Origin of the sequence: Corynebacterium lemuris, from assembly GCF_024919295.1 — a bacterium.
Classification (GTDB): domain Bacteria; phylum Actinomycetota; class Actinomycetes; order Mycobacteriales; family Mycobacteriaceae; genus Corynebacterium; species Corynebacterium lemuris.
In genome coordinates, this window is sequence record NZ_JANWTC010000003.1 from 217,531 (window position 1) to 234,551 (window position 17,021).

General features: G+C 65.9%; 18 protein-coding genes. 5 read left to right on the plus strand and 13 right to left on the minus strand.

Annotated features, from left to right (window positions below; all coding sequences use genetic code 11):
- Window positions 1-214 precede the first annotated feature (214 nt).
- From NYP18_RS06335 to NYP18_RS06355, 5 genes are all read right to left on the minus strand, one after another.
- Complete coding sequence (locus tag NYP18_RS06335; RefSeq protein WP_259427445.1) at window positions 215-1,954, minus strand: DUF2334 domain-containing protein; 1,740 nt, start codon at window positions 1,952-1,954, stop codon at window positions 215-217.
- Window positions 1,955-2,082: 128 nt separating this feature from the next.
- Window positions 2,083-2,742 carry a hypothetical protein gene (locus NYP18_RS06340; protein ID WP_259427319.1) on the minus strand — a complete coding sequence of 220 codons (660 nt, stop codon included), beginning with the start codon at window positions 2,740-2,742 and terminating at the stop codon, window positions 2,083-2,085.
- On the minus strand, window positions 2,739-4,091 hold the full coding sequence (locus tag NYP18_RS06345) for a glycosyltransferase family 2 protein (protein ID WP_259427320.1): 1,353 nt from the start codon (window positions 4,089-4,091) through the stop codon (window positions 2,739-2,741). Before NYP18_RS06345 ends, NYP18_RS06340 begins: the two co-directional genes overlap by 4 nt.
- Complete coding sequence (locus tag NYP18_RS06350) at window positions 4,088-4,456, minus strand: hypothetical protein (RefSeq protein ID WP_259427321.1); 369 nt, start codon at window positions 4,454-4,456, stop codon at window positions 4,088-4,090. The genes NYP18_RS06345 and NYP18_RS06350 overlap by 4 nt, the downstream gene beginning before the upstream one ends.
- 615 nt (window positions 4,457-5,071) lie before the next feature.
- Entirely contained in the window at window positions 5,072-7,333 is a 2,262-nt protein-coding gene (locus tag NYP18_RS06355) for a Tex family protein (RefSeq protein WP_259427322.1), read from the minus strand.
- Between the two features lie 66 nt (window positions 7,334-7,399).
- On the opposite strand from NYP18_RS06355, the gene NYP18_RS06360 reads away from it, so the two are divergent.
- A complete protein-coding gene (locus NYP18_RS06360; RefSeq protein ID WP_259427323.1) occupies window positions 7,400-7,756 on the plus strand; it encodes a GntR family transcriptional regulator in 357 nt (118 codons plus the stop codon).
- 1 nt (window position 7,757) lies between these two features.
- Window positions 7,758-8,690, plus strand: coding sequence for a DUF1648 domain-containing protein (locus tag NYP18_RS06365; RefSeq protein ID WP_259427324.1), 933 nt, complete (start codon window positions 7,758-7,760; stop codon window positions 8,688-8,690).
- Here NYP18_RS06365 and NYP18_RS06370 read toward each other — a convergent pair.
- From NYP18_RS06370 to rimM, 4 genes are all read right to left on the minus strand, one after another.
- A complete protein-coding gene (locus NYP18_RS06370; protein ID WP_259427446.1) occupies window positions 8,665-9,378 on the minus strand; it encodes a DedA family protein in 714 nt (237 codons plus the stop codon). The two genes, NYP18_RS06365 and NYP18_RS06370, sit on opposite strands and share 26 nt — an antisense overlap.
- A 96-nt stretch (window positions 9,379-9,474) precedes the next feature.
- Window positions 9,475-9,849 (minus strand): hypothetical protein, encoded by a 375-nt coding sequence (locus NYP18_RS06375; RefSeq protein ID WP_259427325.1) that lies wholly within the window; start codon window positions 9,847-9,849, stop codon window positions 9,475-9,477.
- 22 nt (window positions 9,850-9,871) lie between these two features.
- Window positions 9,872-10,705, minus strand: coding sequence for a tRNA (guanosine(37)-N1)-methyltransferase TrmD (trmD, locus tag NYP18_RS06380; protein WP_259427447.1), 834 nt, complete (start codon window positions 10,703-10,705; stop codon window positions 9,872-9,874).
- A gap of 5 nt (window positions 10,706-10,710) precedes the next feature.
- Entirely contained in the window at window positions 10,711-11,304 is a 594-nt protein-coding gene (gene rimM / locus NYP18_RS06385) for a ribosome maturation factor RimM (RefSeq protein ID WP_439648058.1), read from the minus strand.
- Between rimM and NYP18_RS06390 the strand changes: the two genes are divergently transcribed.
- Window positions 11,303-11,650, plus strand: coding sequence for a cupin domain-containing protein (locus tag NYP18_RS06390; protein ID WP_259427327.1), 348 nt, complete (start codon window positions 11,303-11,305; stop codon window positions 11,648-11,650). The two genes, rimM and NYP18_RS06390, sit on opposite strands and share 2 nt — an antisense overlap.
- Window positions 11,643-12,353 (plus strand): purine-nucleoside phosphorylase, encoded by a 711-nt coding sequence (gene deoD / locus NYP18_RS06395; RefSeq protein WP_259427328.1) that lies wholly within the window; start codon window positions 11,643-11,645, stop codon window positions 12,351-12,353. The genes NYP18_RS06390 and deoD overlap by 8 nt, the downstream gene beginning before the upstream one ends.
- Here deoD and NYP18_RS06400 read toward each other — a convergent pair.
- Window positions 12,310-13,884 (minus strand): phospho-sugar mutase, encoded by a 1,575-nt coding sequence (locus NYP18_RS06400; protein WP_259427329.1) that lies wholly within the window; start codon window positions 13,882-13,884, stop codon window positions 12,310-12,312. The two genes, deoD and NYP18_RS06400, sit on opposite strands and share 44 nt — an antisense overlap.
- A gap of 5 nt (window positions 13,885-13,889) precedes the next feature.
- Window positions 13,890-14,540 (minus strand): deoxyribose-phosphate aldolase, encoded by a 651-nt coding sequence (gene deoC / locus NYP18_RS06405; protein ID WP_259427330.1) that lies wholly within the window; start codon window positions 14,538-14,540, stop codon window positions 13,890-13,892.
- 201 nt (window positions 14,541-14,741) lie between these two features.
- Here deoC and NYP18_RS06410 point away from each other — a divergent pair, with 201 nt between their 5' ends.
- Window positions 14,742-15,134: a cytidine deaminase gene (locus NYP18_RS06410; protein ID WP_259427331.1), complete on the plus strand. Its 393-nt coding sequence runs from the start codon at window positions 14,742-14,744 to the stop codon at window positions 15,132-15,134.
- A gap of 66 nt (window positions 15,135-15,200) precedes the next feature.
- Here the strand turns inward: NYP18_RS06410 and rpsP are convergent, their stop codons facing one another.
- Window positions 15,201-15,725, minus strand: a complete 525-nt coding sequence (gene rpsP, locus NYP18_RS06415; protein ID WP_259427332.1) for a 30S ribosomal protein S16 — start codon at window positions 15,723-15,725, stop codon at window positions 15,201-15,203.
- Between the two features lie 139 nt (window positions 15,726-15,864).
- Window positions 15,865-16,983, minus strand: a complete 1,119-nt coding sequence (locus NYP18_RS06420; RefSeq protein ID WP_259427333.1) for a radical SAM/SPASM domain-containing protein — start codon at window positions 16,981-16,983, stop codon at window positions 15,865-15,867.
- Window positions 16,984-17,021: the final 38 nt, after the last annotated feature.

Consider the following 17,021-nt stretch of genomic DNA (forward strand, 5'->3'; position numbering starts at 1 on the left):
ACAATTGGTGAAGCAAAGTACGCTCCGTACGGAATCACCCCGGATAACAGACCTCTCCGGAACAGTTCCTCCACCAGGTCCCCGGGAACGAAACCGAGTACCTGCTGAACATTCACTTGTCGCCTCTTTCGCGGATTTCCCGTCGGGCAGTCCCCGTGTCCGAGGCACATCATCATGTCGGTCAGGTGCGCACCACCAGGCGCCGGAGCACGTTTTACAGTTCCGTGGAGGGAACGAATGTGTATCCGAGATCAGTGATGCCCGTGACTACTTCATCCAGGTAATCGACATCCAGATACGGGTGGAAGAAAAAACTGGCGGTGGATTCCCGAACCACAAGATTCCGCTTCGCGTTGTCCACCAGAAATGCCGGCGGGCGGGGCGGGTGGTTGTTCTGCATTTCCTCGGACACGTTCCCGAGGTTCTCGGGGAGAACCGTGGTGCCGTAGACATCGTGGACCCGGTACGGGAAGATCTGGGTGAAGTCCGAGTCCTCCTCGAATTCGACACCTGAGGTAAGACCAGGGAAATAGTGGACCCGCTCATAGCGGTAGTCGTAGTACTCGCTGATTGCCTGGTAAGCGTTCGGCGATGCACTGTAGTGGGGAACCTCGAACTGATCCGGTTCGCCCAGTCCCGCATCAACCATGATTTTTCGCCCAGCCGCCAACCGTTCTGCATGATCCTCGACTTTGTCCCAGCTGACCGGTCCGGTCAGCTGGACCCACGATTCCTGACGGCACTCCTCGAACTGCAGGGGCGGGAATTGATTGTCACTGCACCTCGAGCGGTAGAACTCGTAGTCGGCGCCGCTGGTCGCGCCGGGGTACGGGTTGTGGGTTGTCCCGTACTGGTGGCTGGTTCCGTGTTGGATCAGGGTCCCTCCGCGCTCCTGCATGTACTTCAGCGCCTTGACCACCTTGGGCCGGTCCAGCAGTGACAGCCCGTAATGCCGGACCGGGTCGGAGTCGGGGACCTCGGATACGTGGAAAGGAACCACGGCCACCTGGAATGGGATGCCCCGCTCATGCAGGTAGTCGGCGACGCGGCGCAGCACCCGCGGGTCAGCCTCAGGCCCTACGTCCTCAAACCGGACTGCGGCCTTCTTCGTCGGCACTGTCCCAGGCGCCAGCAGGTCATAGAAGAGGTCCGCATAGGCCAGGTGATGGGTGTTCTCATAGATGACATCCAGGGGGATATCGGTGACGTAGGTGAGGTGACCGGTGCGGACCGCCCAGGGGAATTCCGTTCCTGACGTGCCCCGGCATTCCCTCGGTGTGGAACGCGTTCCGCAGACCGCAGTGCCCAGCACCTCGACCTTCTCCGGGTCGATGATCGCCGGCACGTGGATGGACCCCCCGAACTCCGACCGCTCAAGTTCCTCGTCCTTGTAGACGATCTTGGTGATCGCGTCTTTTTCATTAACTTCGGTAGAGCTGGGCAGCCATCCATACCGGGCACCGAATGCCTCCGCTTCGGGAGATCCCTCATAGTTGCTCAAATTTTCAATATTGGCTCCCACCCAGAGGATCTTGGTACGCCTGTCGAGCATGTCCTGGATCAGAAAGTGCGGCAGCTCCTGTCCGAAGCGTGTTCCGACATAGACTGCGGCGTCATAATCATGCATCTGCCCCGGCTGATAGTCGCTTACCTGCAGCATCGTCGACTGGCCGAAATGAGTGGCGAGGTTCGCCGTACCCAGGGCGTAGAGGTCTGCTTCCGCGCTCTCGGTGTCATAGACCACCAGGGTGTGCTTTCCCCCCTCCTGACCGAACGTCGCCGGGAAAACGGGTTTCGTGAGAGGCAGATCCACGTCGGGATCATCCCTGAAGTCGTCGACAAAATCTGCGGCTACCGCGGACTGCTCGCCCACCCTCAGGGTGTCGTCTGCTACGAAATAGAGCAGGTACGCGGATGCTGACAAACCTGTGATAGTGGCTATGACGATAACCATCAATGCTGATTGTCTACCCAAGTTTCCTGTTGCGTGTTTGACCATCATTAACTACACCTCTTTTAGAGTGCTGCTTTCTCGTGGATGTGTTGCAATTCCGGATTCCAGAATCAGATCCTGGACCTCGTTCAGCCGCTCCCGTCTGAAGGGGTCGTGAAATAGAGACCGCTGAATCGGACTCTCGCGTCCTCGGTGTAAAGGCCGATCGCGCCGTGGTCGTACGGCGTCTCCGTGTCGGTCACCTCACCGAGCAGGTGGTCGTCCGCATATGCCGTGATGGTGTTCCCCATCTGGACTATCCGGACGCGATACTCCTGGTCCACCGGGAATTTCGGTTCGGTGCCGGACATGAGGAAACGTTGGTTGCCGCGATAGTCGGGATCCTGTTTCGACAGTTCCCAACCGTTCGGCTTGAGGGCGAGAGCATAGAAATGCTCATCATCCTGGTAGTTCCAGAGGACCCAGCCGACCTCCCATGTGTTGGGGGTGTCGATCCGGACCTGCTCCTCCGTTCGCATAAGCATCGAGAAATCGAGGTTGCCCTGGAAGTTCTGCTCTGTCACCACGAGACACGCGTGGGTGACGTCCTCGGCGTCGGCGGCCTTCGGCTGCATGATCACACTCTGGTCATCACCGGTGACCGAGCCGAAGCCGTGATACTTCAGACGCCACTGCCCGTAGCGCTCACCTTCTTTCCAGGTACCTGGGTCGCCAGGGTTACAGGCCACGAGTGCGATGGTGGCCAGCCCGGTGACCATCATCCGGCCGGGAGGACTACGCCAGCTCATGTACGCACCTCCCCGACCGGGGAACTCTCCGGCAGCTCCGGGTCCACTGTCCCGTCGGCCACACCGTCGGCGTTCTCCTTCAACCGCTCAGTCTTGGCCCATCCCTTCTTCCCCAGCAGGATCCGCGCAACCGCCCTCCATCCCGCGATCATCCACAGCAGCGAGTACGGGACGAACAGGTGCGCGAGGAGAAGTGTCCTGAACACTCCCAGGGATCGCTCGGATCTGCGGTAGATCAGCGAGAGCAACATGGCGGGGCCGAACGTGAAAAAATAGGTGCTCAGCCAGTACCAGGAGAAGAAGGTGGTTCCCTGGTAGAGGTCGACCATGAGATCTACGAACCAGAGGAAGAACGCAACTGTGAAGAGCGAACCCATGAGCAGAACGAACGGGCTCGTCAGGTGGTAGTACACGTCGATCCGCCGTGTTCCGCTCAGTCTGGTGAGGATGTCCGGAAGCAGCGACCAGGACTGCAGATGTCCCTGGAACCACCGGGTCCGCTGGCGGATCCAACGTTTGAGACTAACCAGTCCCTGCTGGTGCACTGCCACATCCGGACAAAAGTCGAGACGCAGGCCCTCAATAAGCAGGCGTACCCCCAGGTCAAGGTCCTCGGTGAGCGAATCGCTCCAGGGATCCTCCCCTAGTGTGGTCAGTGCGGATAACCGGACGAACTGTCCGTTACCGCCCAATCCGGAGCTGCCCAGATGCACCCTGCCGCGCTGGAAAACCTCTGTGTATAGGACGAACTCCAGATCCTGGAACCGGGCGAGGAGATTGGTGTGTCGGTTGTTGATGCGCACGCCGATCTGGACCCCACCGAGTTCGGCATCATCGAACCGGGGAAGGACATACTCAAGGGACCGCTCGTCCATACGCCCGTCTGCATCAACCACCACGATGATGGTGGCGTCCAGATCCGGGGCGCCGATGACCTTTCCGGTGAGGATATGTCTGATTGCGGCGTTGAGCGCCTGCCCCTTTCCCTTCCGGGCGTTGGGCAGGGTCCGCTGCAGGAGATGGACGCGCGGGTCATCGAAGGACCGCACGACCTCCGCTGTCCTGTCATCCGATCCGTCATCCACCACCAGCACGCTGGTCCGCGGGTAGTCGATACTCACGAGCCGCTCGATGCTTGCCCCGAGAACGGATTCCTCATTCAGGCACGGAATGACGAAGACTACTTCGTACCTGGTCCCTCCCTCGTCGGTCACCTGACGGGGAAACCAGGTGCTCTTCCGGAACTGCGACAGCGTGATCATCATCAGCAGGTAAAAAACGAAAATGAGGACCAGCGACAGTGCCACGAGGAAAATCAGGTCAATGCGTTGCCCGCCAATAAGGATCATTTCTGTGCCTCCTTCGGGCTCTCCCCGTTGACATAGGTTTTCTTCGGGTTAAGGTCCGAGCTCCCGGTGTCGGAAACTCTCCTGATGTACATCACCTGGATCGGGGTCGGCTCAATCGCTTTCCCGCCACCGGTACCTGACGCTTCTGATGCGGAATCCACCTGCTCCCGTTGAGGCTGATTAACCTCAAGGAGCACGGCCACCCTGGTACTTCCCCTTCTCCCGGGGCGCCACGTCAGGATGAGCGAAATCAGAACGGCGAGAACATAGGTCAGGAGAAGAACACTCGCGAATCGAAGGGTGAAACGACTGATGTCGTAGAAGAAGTCACTCAGCGTTGAGCTGTTGGGGATCAATGGGGTCATGCCGTTCTCGTTTTGTTCGGTCTGGTTACCGTTCCCATTCGCCACCACATTTCTGTTGGAACGGGCGGAGGGAAGCTCTCTGCACGGGACGGGTTAATCCACCCTCCACATCAGTGGCCGACAGGTCGACCTTCGCGGGACAAGTCATGCGACGCCTTCTGTACGGGAGAAGAAATTGTCGCCCAACCCGACCCGGAACACTCGCTTGGGCATCGTCAGCAGAACCGCAGGCGGTTGCCGTCGCCCTATTACGGGATGGAATGCCGGAAAAGATTTTTAATTTCCGTGACAAGCATCACCCTACCGCCCATGTGTGACCGTGTCTGCAAAATGGGGAATTTCAATTGACGCAGAAACTTTCTTCTCCGCAGCGCCCCCGCGCCGGGGACTGGCCACTGCGGAGAGGATGAAGCCAGGCACCTGTAGAAGCCATCACCTCCCCCCCGAGGTGAATTCTTTTCCGGCGGGCTCCCGACCCCCTCCGGCCCCCCTCCCCGGATACGTGCCGAGCCCCCACCGGCGCCTTTATCCCCACCCCACTCCCCTGAGTAGCTGCCGGAATCAACCGGATAACCGCAATTCAGTGGCTGTCACGGTAGCTACCCCTTGCGCCTGTCAGTTCAGGCCGGCCCGCTTGAGCGCGGCGGCCATGCTCCCGCCCGGCGCCGCCGGCTTCTTCGGCTGGCGGGACGGTCGTTGCTGCTTCCCACGCCCCGGCTTGCGGGTGAGTTGACCGGGCTCGTCATCAAGCCGCAGGGACAGGCCGATGCGCTGGCGGTCGACGTCGACCTCCATGACCTTGACCTTGACCACCTGGCCGGAGCGGACCACCTCGCGTGGGTCGGAGACGAATTTATCGCTCATCGCGGAGACGTGCACCAGGCCGTCCTGGTGGACGCCGACGTCGACGAAGGCGCCGAAGGCGGCGACGTTGGTGACGGTGCCCTCCAGGACCATGCCGGGGACCAGGTCGGAGATCTTCTCCACGCCCTCCTTGAAGGTGGCGGTGCGGAACTCGGGGCGGGGGTCGCGGCCGGGTTTGTCCAGCTCGGCGATGATGTCGGTGACGGTGGGGATGCCGAAGGTCGCGTCGGCGAAATCGGCCGGGCGCAGCTGGGAGAGCACCCGGGTGTTGCCGATGAGCTCATCGACGCCCAGGCCGGTGGCCGCCGCGATGCGGGCGACGACGGGATAGGCCTCGGGGTTCACGGCGGAGGAGTCGAGGGGGTCGGCACCGCCGGTGATGCGCAGGAAGCCGGCGCACTGCTCGTAGGCCTTGGGTCCCAGGCGCGGGACCTTGAGCAGGGCCTTGCGGTTGGGGAAGGCGCCGTTGTCGTCGCGGTGGGCGACGATGTTCTTCGCCAGGGTTCCGGTGACACCGGCGACGCGTTCGAGCAGCGGTACGGAGGCGGTGTTGAGGTCCACGCCGACGGCGTTGACGGCGGATTCCACCACACCGTCGAGGGTGCGGGCCAGGGCCGTCTGGTTGACGTCGTGCTGGTACTGGCCGACACCGATGGCCTTGGGGTCGATCTTGACCAGTTCCGCCAGCGGGTCCTGCAGGCGGCGGGCGATGGAGACCGCCCCGCGCAGGGAGACGTCCATACCGGGGAATTCCGCGGCGGCCAGCTCGGAGGCGGAGTAGACGGATGCCCCTGACTCGGAGACCACGACCGGGGTGGGGCGCTTCCCGCCGGTGGTCTGGATCAGGTCAGCGACCTCGCCTGCCAGCTTCTCTGTTTCCCGGGAGGCGGTGCCGTTGCCCACGGCCAGCAGGTCGACGCCGTGGGTGGCGCACAGGCCGGCCAGTTCCTGGCGGGCGGCCTCCCAGCGGTTCTGCGGCTGGTGGGGATGGACGATGGTGGTGGCGAGCACCTTGCCGGTGGGGTCGACGACGGCGCATTTCACGCCGTTGCGGAAGCCCGGGTCCAGGCCCAGGGTGGCGCGCTGGCCGGCGGGGGCGGCGAGCAGGACGTCGCGGAGGTTGGTGGCGAAGACGTCGAGTGCGCCTTCCTCGGCGGTCTCCTTCAGGCGCATACGCACGTCCAGGCCTGAGGAGACGGCGAGTTTGGTGCGCCAGCCGAAGCGGACGGCGTCGGCAAGCCAGGTGGACTGGTCGACGGGCAGGTCGAAGCGGTTGGCGATCATGCCTTCGTAGACGGTGTCGTCGCCGGGGTCGAGGTTGAGGTGGAGGACCCCTTCAGATTCGCCGCGCAGCAGTGCCAGGATGCGGTGGGAGGGCAGCTTTGTGAAGGGTTCGGCGAACTCGAAGTAGTCCTTGAATTTCGCCCCCTCCTGCTCCTTGCCTGCGATGACACCGGCGGTGAGCTGCCCGGTGCGGTACATCTGCTCGCGGACCTCGCCGACCAGGTCGGCGTCGAGGGCGAAGCGGTCGATGAGGATGGCGCGCGCCCCTTCGAGGGCCTTCTTCTCCTCCTCGAAGCCCTCGGTGAGGTAGGTGGTGGCCAGCGTGGCGGGATCGGCGGTGGGATCGTTGATGAGCGCATCCGCCAGCGGCTCCAGGCCGGCCTCGCGGGCGATGTCGGCCTTGGTGCGGCGGCGCTTCCTGAAGGGCAGGTAGAGGTCCTCGAGGCGGGCCTTGGTCCCGCAGCCTGCGATCAGTGCGCGCAGGTCGTCGGTGAGTTTGCCCTGCTCCGCGATGGCGGCGAGCACGGTCTCCTTGCGTTCTTCGAGTTCGCGCAGGTAGGTGGCGCGTTCCTCGATGGTGCGCAGCTGGGTGTCGTCGAGTCCGCCGGTGGCTTCTTTCCGGTAGCGGGCGATGAAGGGGACGGTGTTGCCCTCGGCGAGCAGGTCGAGGACGGCGCGGATCTGGTCCTCGCGCACGCCGAGTTCCCGGGCGATGGTGGTGGCGATCATTCGCCCTATTCTAGGCCACACCAATAGTGCTAGTATGGGTAGTACAACTAGCGAAAGGAGAACGGATTGCTCATCCAACTCGACGCCGCCTCCCCCACCCCCATCTACGCCCAGCTCGTCGCCGCGCTGCGCAAAGCCATCACCGGCGGTGACATCCACGACGGCGAACGCCTGCCCACCGCGGCGGACCTCGCCGACTCCCTCGACCTCAACCGCAACACCGTGCTGCGCGCCTACCGCGACCTGCGCGACGAGGGCCTGGTGGAACTGCGCCGCGGGCGTGGCGCCACCGCCATCACGCCCACCGGAAGGCCGGACGGGGACGTGGAGAAACATCTCGACGCCCTCGCCGACGCCGCCCTGAAATCCCGCACCCCACTCGCCGCACTCATCGCCGGCCTGACCATCAGAGGAGTCTCCTGAGATGAACCGCTACCTGCTCACCACCACCGGTATCCCGGCACTCGCCCTGCTGGCCGCCGTCACCTGGTCCCTGACCATCCTGGGTGACCTGCCGGACCCCGTGGCCAGCCACTTCGCCGCGGACGGCACGGCTGACGGCTTCTCCTCCCCGCTCGTGCTCATCCTCGGTCTCGCGGCCCTGGGCGTGTTCCTGCTGGCGCTTTTCGCCGTGATCGCCCGTTCCGGTTTCACCTCCGGGATCTCCGCCCGCTTCATGGCCGGCATCGGCTCCGGCTCCGTCCTCCTCCTGGCGGTGCTGCTCGTGCTCATGCTGGACGCGCAGCGCGGGCTCGCCGACGCCACCGCCGCCACGCTCGGCGGCACCCTCCCCCTCGCCTTCGGCGTCGCCGCCGCCGGTGGTCTGCTCGTCGCTCTACTGACCCGGCCCGTGGTCACCGAGGCCCCCGAATTCGAATCCACCGAGATCCCCCTCAGCGACACCTCCCGCGCGGTGTGGTTCGGCTCGGCGCGCATCTCCGGCTGGATCCTGGTGATCTTCGTCGCAGGTGCCGTGGTCATCCTGATGACCGCGGTGCACATGCTTCTTGACGCCCAGTGGCTCCTGGCCGCCGTCCTCTTCGTCTCATTCCTGCCGCTGGTGCTGCTCACCGGCGTGCACATGCGCGTCGACGCCCAGGGCATCCACTGGCGCCTGCTCGCCGGATTCCCGCGCAGGACCATCCCCTACTCCGCCGTGACCGGCGTGTCCGTGGTGGACATGCGCCCCGGCGACTGGGGCGGCTGGGGCTGGCGCATCGGTCCGCACGGTCAGGCGCTGTTCTTCCGCAGCGGTGAAGGCCTGCGCATCGAACGCGCCAGGGGCTCCGCCTTCCACATCAGCGTCGACGACGCCTCCCGCGGGGCAGCACTCATTCGGGCGTATCTGGATTCCTGACGTCCTTCTTCCCGGAGCGGGCCCGCCGCTGCGCCTGGAAGACGGCCACCGCCACCAGGGCGAGGGTGATCCACAGCAGGTAACGGTTGATCACGTTGACGACCTCCAGCACCTGCTCACCGAAGGTGTAACCCAGCCACATCATCAGGCCGTTGACAACGAGGATGCTGACCACGTTGATGGCGAGGACCACCCAGAACCGGATCTTCAGCAGCCCGGCGACGGCGTTGACCACCGAACCAGGCACCGGTCCCGGCAGGTAGGAGACCGGGATCAGCGCCACCGTGCCGCCCAGGAGGCGGGGCGACTCGTTGTCCACCGCCCGCCGGAAGATCCGGTGGGCGCGCGGCATGTACTGCAGGGACATGTCGATGAACTCCATGCCCCATTTCCGACCCATCGCCCAGTAGATGGGCATGAACTTCACCGCGCCGACCACCGAGCACAGGAGGTAGACCACGATCACGCCGTTGCCCACGGAGGCGTTGGCGCCGGCGACGACTGCGCTGGTGTAGCCGCCGACCAGCAGCGTGTACGCCAGGGGCTGGGTGAGCAGCCAGGCGCGCAGTGGGATGATCACCACGGACCACAGCCCCATGAGCAGCAGCGCCGTGAAGAGGATCTTGTCGGTCCGGTCGGGCTGGGAGAGGAAGTCGGGCAGTTCCGGTTCCGGCTTCTTTTCTGTCATGGTCACGCTGGCCCTGCCATCCCTGATCGTGTGAATGTTCCGTACCGATGGTAGCCATCACCCCTGCCCCGGCGCGAGAGGCCGCGCGGATCAGGGTCAGGAACGGTCCTGCCAGGCGCAGGAGGCGCTGATGCCGGGCTCGGTGGGGCCCTCGAGGCTGGTGCCGTACCAGTAGGAGTTCTCCGGCAGGGCGGAGACGACAGCCTGGGTGGCCTCCCGCAGGGGCAGCCCGGACACACCGTTGATGATCACCCGGTGCAGGGACTCCACCACCGGGTAGTGGCCCTGCTCCTGGGAGAACTGGGTGATGAGCATGTTGTCGGGTTCGCAGGTGAGGTCGACGATGTCCCCGTGCACCGTACGTACCTCGTAGCCGCACCCGGCCAGGCTCGCGGGCAGTTCCACAGCCACGCGCGCCCACTCGGCGGGCCTGATCAACAGATTCAGGTCAGTGGAGATCTCGCGGTCCATGTCTCCACGCTACTCCCCCGTATCAGTCCAGGCCCAGCACCTTGCGGTCGGCGGCCGAGAGCTCGACGTCGGCAAGCAGTTCAGGGCGCACGGCCTGCGTGCGCAGCAGCGCCTGGTCACGGCGCCAGCGGGCGACCTTGGCATGGTTGCCGGAGAAGAGCACCTCGGGCACATCCAGCCCGCGCCAGGTGCGTGGCTTGGTGTAGCTGGGGCCTTCGAGCAGGCCGTCGGAGAAGCTGTCCTCCTCGTGGGAACGCCGGTTACCCAGCACGCCGGGGATCAGGCGCACGATGGCCTCGGCGATGACCAGCACGGCAACCTCCCCGCCGATGAGGACGTAATCGCCGATGGAGACCTCGCGCACGCGGTAGCGGGTGGCCGCATCATCGACGATACGCTGGTCGATGCCCTCGTAGCGCCCGCAGGCGAAGACGATGTGCTCCTCGTTCGACCAGGCCTGCGCATCTTCCTGGGTGAAGGGTCTGCCCGCGGGGGTGGGCACGATGAGCAGCGGCAGATCGGAGTCCTCGCCACCGCCGTAGGCCTGCTTATCCACGCCCGCCAGCTCATCGTGGCGCGGGGTGTCCACGTGCGGGAGGGAGGAGGTCAGATCTTCGCCTGAGGCGGTGCCGGCGGCGACGTCATCAAGCGCAGGCCCCCAGACTCCCGGTTTCATCACCATGCCGGGGCCACCGCCGTAGGGGGTGTCGTCGACGGATTTGTGCACGTCGGTGGCCCAGGAGCGCAGGTCATGCACACCGACGGAAAGGATGCCCTGTTCAATGGCCTTGCCCAGCAGGGCGTGGCGCAGCGGCTCAAGGTACTCGGGGAAGATGGTGAGAACATCCAGACGCATGTGGCTCACAGATCCAGCAGTCCTTCCGGCGGGGTGATGACGATGGCCTCATTGTCCAGGTCGACAATCGGCACGATGGCGTGGACGAAGGGGACGGTGGTCTCCCCGCCCGCATCGAGGGTGATCTCCAGGAGACGGTGTGCCGGGCCGCGGATGACGGAGGTGACCTCACCGATGTCCTCCGGCTCCGGCTCGGCCCCCTCGTAGGCGCGGGCATGGGCCTCCTCCTCGGAGACCGCGCCCACGTTGAGCACGCGTAGACCGATCAGTTCATGGTCGTAGTAGGCGTCATCATCATCGTCCACCTCCAGCGGCGGCGCCATGAAACGCATCCCGCGCAGCGAATCCGCCGCGGTGCGGTCCGGAACCTCCTCGAATTTGACCAGCAGCCGGCCCTGGTGGGGGCGCACCGCGGCCACCGTCAGCTCCCGCTGCTTATTGCCCTGCCGCCCGTCGAGCACCTCGCCGACGGCGAAGCGCAGCTCCGGTTCATCGGTGGTCGCATCCACGACCACCTCGCCACGGATGCCGTGCGACTTGATCACCCTGCCGATCATCAGTTCCATGGTCACTGAGCTTATCGCTACGCTGGTTTTCATGACCAACATGACCGTGCTCCCAGTCCCGGAAGCGGCACCCGCCCCCGATCCCTCCCGCCCCCGGCCCGCGGTCGCGCGGCTGCTGCAGGGCGACGGAGCGAACCTCATCACCTTCGCCTTCGCCCCCGGCCAGAACCTGCCCGACCACCGCTCCGCACACCCCATCACCGTGCAGTGCCTGGAGGGTGCGCTGGACTTCACCTGCGGCGAGGAGACGGTGCCCATGACGCCGGGCACCGTCATCCACCTGCGCGAGCAGATCACCCACCGCGTCGACTGCCCCGAGGATGCCCCTGAGCGCAGCGTCCTGCTGCTGACCATGCTCACCGGTGAGCGTCATGGCTGAAACCCCGCACATCAACCCCGGCGGGGCACCCATCGCGAAGACGGTGCTCATGCCGGGAGATCCCCTGCGCGCCAAATTCATCGCGGAGAACTACCTGGAGGATGTCGTCCAGTTCAACTCGGTGCGCAACATGCTCGGTTTCACCGGCACGTGGCACGGCCATGAGGTCTCCGTGATGGGCTCGGGCATGGGCATCCCCTCGGCCTCGCTCTACGCCCACGAACTCATCCACGTCTTCGGCGCGGAGAAACTGGTGCGCGTCGGCTCCTGCGGCGCGATGCAACCCGATCTGGACCTCTACGAGATCATCGTCGCCCAGGGCGCCTGCACCGATTCGCGCTTCCTCGCCCAGTACAACCTGCCCGGCACCTTCGCCCCCATCGCCTCCTGGAAACTGCTCCGGGCCTTCACCGATGAGGCCGCCCGCCAGGGCGTGGACGTCCACGTGGGCAACATCCTGTCCTCGGACGTCTTCTACAACGCTGATGACACCGCCAGCCGCCGCTGGGCCGGGATGGGGGTGCTCGCCGTGGAGATGGAGTCCGCCGGCATCTACGCCGTCGCCGCCGACGCGGGGGTCGCCGCCCTCGGTGTGTTCACCGTCTCCGACAACATCGTCACGGGCACGGCCACCTCGGCGGCCGAACGCGAAACCGCCTTCACCCGGATGATGGAGCTGGCTCTTCCCCTGGCCGCGGTCTGAGCAGCTCCGCCAGCTCCGCGCGCAGCACCTCCAGCCGCTCCTGCCCTGCCGCCCGCGAATCGTTGATGACCTCGAGGTAGCACTTGAGCTTCGGTTCCGTTCCGGAAGGCCGGATGATGACCCGGTCATCGGCCTCCGTGGCCAGCAGCAGTCCGCTGGTCGGGGGCAGGCCCCCATACCCTGCGGACAGATCGACGACGCGGGTGACCGGGGCGGCGCCGATGACCGTGGGTGGTGCCGCCACCAGGCGGGCCAGCAGCTCCGGGGCCTGCGTGGTGCGCAGCGTCAGCGGCGCGGTGAGGTACCAACCGAAATGCCCCGCGATCTCAGCGAGCAGGTCCTCAAGGTTCGCCCGGGAGGCCAGTTCCGCCACCCGCAGGCAGGCGGTGATGCCGTCCTTGTCCGCCACCGCCCGCGGATCGGTGCAGTAACCGAGGGCCTCCTCGTAGCCGTATACCAGCCCCGGCACCCGGGCGATCCACTTGAAGCCGGTCAACGTCGTCTCATGCGCCAGGCCGTGGTGGGCCGCGATACGCCCCAGCAGGCGGGAGGAGACGATGGAGGAGGCCAGCACGCCCCGCTCCGTGCGGGCGGCGATCTCCCAACCGAGCAGGGCTCCAACCTCATCGCCACTGAGCCGGCGCCAGCCGCTTTCCCCGGGCACAGCCACCGAGCAGCGGTCCGCATCCGGGTCCACCGCCAGAATCAGCCGCGCCCCGACCCGGTCAGCTGTGGCATACGCCAGATCCAGGGCACCGGGCTCCTCCGGGTTGGGGAACCGGACCGTGGGAAAATCCGGGTCCGGCCGGTGCTGCTCCACCACCGGGTGGACGTCACGGAAACCAGCGCGGGCCAGGGCCTCGGCGAGCACCCCACCACCCACCCCGTGCAGGGCGGTGACCACGATGGGCAGGTCGTGGACGGGGGCATCGACAAGTGTGGCCGCCCGGGTGAGATATTCCTCAAGCACGTCGACCTGCTCAATATTGTCGGTGGACCGGGGCACCTCATCAGCCCAGCCCACGGCCTCGATCGCGGCGGCGATCCTCATATCGGCCGGCGGGATGATCTGGCTGCCGCTGCAATCATAGACCTTGTAGCCGTTGTCACCGGCCGGGTTATGCGAGGCGGTGATCATCACCGCGGCATCCGCCCCCAGGTGCCGCAGCGCGAAGGCGGTGACCGGGGTGGGCAGCTGTGCGGGCAGGAGCAGCACCCGGATCCCGGCCGCGGAGAGCACCTCCGCGGTCACCTGCCGGAAATCGGCGGAACCATGCCGGGCATCACAGCCCAGCACGACCCGGGTACCCGGGCCCAGCCAGGCGGCCAGGCCCGCGGTTGTACGGGTGACGGTGGCGATGTTCATCGCCGACTCCCCTGCCCCCACCGGCCCGCGGATCCCGGCGGTGCCGAAGAGCAGGGGCCCGACGAACCGGTCCACCAGCTGTGGTGACTCCTCCGCCAGCCAGCCCAGCACCTCGGCGCGGGTGGCCGGATCAGGGTCGTGGGCGGCCCACTGCGCCGGGTCCATGGCGGCTAGAGTCCGGACAGGACGGCGGCCGAGGCGGAGCAGCCCAGGCGGGTGGCGCCGGCCGCGAACATCGCGAGCGCGGTTTCCGTGTCGCGGATTCCGCCGGATGCCTTGATACCCAGGCGGCCACCGACTGCGGCGGCCATGATCTCGACGGCGTGGACGCTGGCCCCGCCGGCGGGGTGGAAACCGGTGGAGGTCTTGACGAAGTCCGCTCCGGCGCGCTCCGCAGCCAGGCAGCACTGGGTGATCTGGTGGTCGGAGAGCACCGCGGTCTCCAGGATCACCTTGAGCACCGCGCCTGGGACGGCGTCGCGCACGGCGCGGATATCCGATTCCACGGCCTCGAATTCGTGCTCCATGACGAAGGAGAGGTTGAGCACCATGTCCACCTCATCAGCGCCGGTGCTCACCGCCAGGGCCGCCTCAGCCGCCTTGATATGGCTGTGGTGCGCGCCGGAGGGGAAACCGCACACGGTGGCCACCTTCATCTTCTCCGGGGCCGTGACCGGCAGCCGGGAGGGCGAGACACACACGGAATACACGCCGAGTTCCTCCGCCTCCCTGATCAGCGCCGCGATATCCGCGGGGGTGGCCTCCGGCTTGAGCAGGGTGTGGTCGATGGACTGGGCGAGTCTGGCACGGGTGAGGGTCATGCCTCAGTTCTAGCCCATCTGCTCGTGGATGAGGGCAGGTCGGATGAATTTCTCCTCCCCCTACGGCGATACCGGGTGTAACCGCTCCGCGCCAGGCTGTCCACAGGCCCAGGGACAGGGTGAGCTTGTCACCCATCCCGCCGTCACGCTGGATCCCGATAATATCGACCGTGTCCATGCGCCCCATCCCAGGGAGAACACATGCTTCTCGACGCCGCCGCCCGCGCCGCCACCTTCGCTTACGCCCCCTACAGCCACTTCCCCGTCGGCGCAGCCGTGCTGACCTCGAGCGGGCAGCTGTTCACCGGCTGCAACGTGGAGAACGCCGCCTTCGGGGAGACGATCTGTGCAGAACGCAACGCCGTGACCACGATGGTCGCGGCGGGTTTCCGGGAGATCGACACTGTCGCGGTGGTCGGCGGGGATGAGCCCTGCTGGCCCTGCGGGGCATGCCGCCAGGTGCTCGCCGAATTCGGCTGCCGACGCGTCGTGGTCACGGGCCCGGACGGGCCCCTCGAGGTGGATTTCACAGACTTGCTCCCCCACTCCTTCGGCGGGCCCAGAGACCTGTCCCTTCACCTGGGAGATACCTGATCAGACCTGCACCCCGGAATGAGAACAACCCCGTCCGAAATGGACGGGGTTGTGGATCAGAGTCGTTTACTCAGCGGTCTCCTCGGCAGACTCCTCAGCCGGGGCCTCCTCAGCAGCCTCTGCCTCAGCCTTGGCAGCCTCCTCGGCGGCAGCCTTCTCAGCGGCCTCCTTCTCAGCAGCAGCCTTGGCCTCGGCCTCTTCCTTGGCCTTGCGCTTCTTCTCGGTGACAGCCTCGACGGAGGGGCCGTCGTTGGCCTCAGCCAGCGCCTGGTTGAACAGGTCGAGCTTGGACGGCTTCTCCTCGGCCACCTTCAGGGTGCCCTCGGCGCCCTCGATGCCCTTGAACTTCTGCCAGTCGCCGGTCACCTTGAGCAGGGCCTGGACGGACTCGGTCGGCTGCGCGCCGACAGCGAGCCAGTACTGCGCACGCTCAGAGTCGATCTTGATGATGGACGGGTCCTGCTTCGGCTCGTAGGTACCGATGTTCTCGATGACCTTGCCGTCGCGGCGGGTGCGGGCATCGGCGATGACGACGCGGTAGTGCGGGGTACGGATCTTACCGATACGCTGCAGCTTGATCTTGACAGCCATGGGGGCTCCTTTAAAGTCACTGGGCAGTTCAGGCATCCGTCACGGATTCGACGGACCGGTTCAACCCTTGGGTTTAACCTGCGTGTGACATTGCCGGCCGACCATGGTCGGTGACGGTGCTACGCAGGAACGCGTAACACTATACGGGCTGTCTGCCCGTTTCCGGAAATTCCCGCCCCTCCGCGACATAAGGGCAGGTCGGATCGGAGGCGAAAGGGTCACCGCTGACGGCATAGGCGGCGGCCCGGGAGCCTCCGCAGAGGCCGGCGAATTCGCAGGTTGTGCATCCGCCCGTCCATGTCGAGGGATCCCGCAGCCGCCGGAGTACCGGGGACTGCGCGTAGATCTCCGGCAACGGACTTTCCCGGATGTTCCCGCAGTGCACCGGCAGTAACCTGTCGGGGCGGACGTCCCCGGCCGGACCGATGACCACGAGACCGCTGCCCGCGTTGACCACCAGGGGTGGTCTGGGTCTGCGCGGTGCCGCCGGGCGTGCCCCCAGAAGCCGGGTGGTCTCGGCGGTGAGGCGGCGGTGGAGTTCCCCTCCTTCATGGTCCACCCCCTGCGTGCGCTGGTGGAACACCCGCCGGAACTGGGGTGCGTCGGTGGCCTCGACGGCAATCCGGTCCGAGACGTCACGGAGCCAGTGCAGGACATCCTGATGTTCCGCTGCAGTCAGGTCACACCGGCCGGTGCCGCGGTCCGTGGGGACGAGGAGGGAGACGTTCCACTGCCTGGCACCCAGGCCGATGACTCGGGCGAGCAGGGCAGGCGCCTCCGCCAGGTTTCCGGGGGTCAGCGTCGAGTTGATCTGCAACCGCAGGCCGGCGAGGGTGGCCTCCCGGGCGGCCCTGAGGGTCCGGTCAAAGGCGCCGGGTGCGTCGTGGAACTGATCATGGGTGCCAGCTGCCGCGCCGTCCAGGGTGAGCGCCAGGGTCGTCACACCCGCGGCATGCAGCTCGGTGAGTTTTCTCCGGTCCAGCCCCGGCGCCACCGGGAGGCTGAGGGAGATCTCCAGCCCGAGGCCGGTGCCGTGGCGGATCAGTTCCGTCAGGTCACCGCGTCCGAGAAGGTCCGGGCCGGTGAGCACCACCCGTGGACGGGACCGGTGCCAGGTGGCGAGGGAGTCGAACAGGGCGCGCCCCTCGTCGGTGTCCAACTCCCCGGGGTGTCCGGCCCGGTTCACCTCCCAGACGACGATGAGGGGTGTGACGTGGATGTCGTGCCGGACCGGCCGGGACGTGTGGCTTCCAGTCATGCCCTACACCATAAACGGAAAAACCCCGCTGGTGCGGG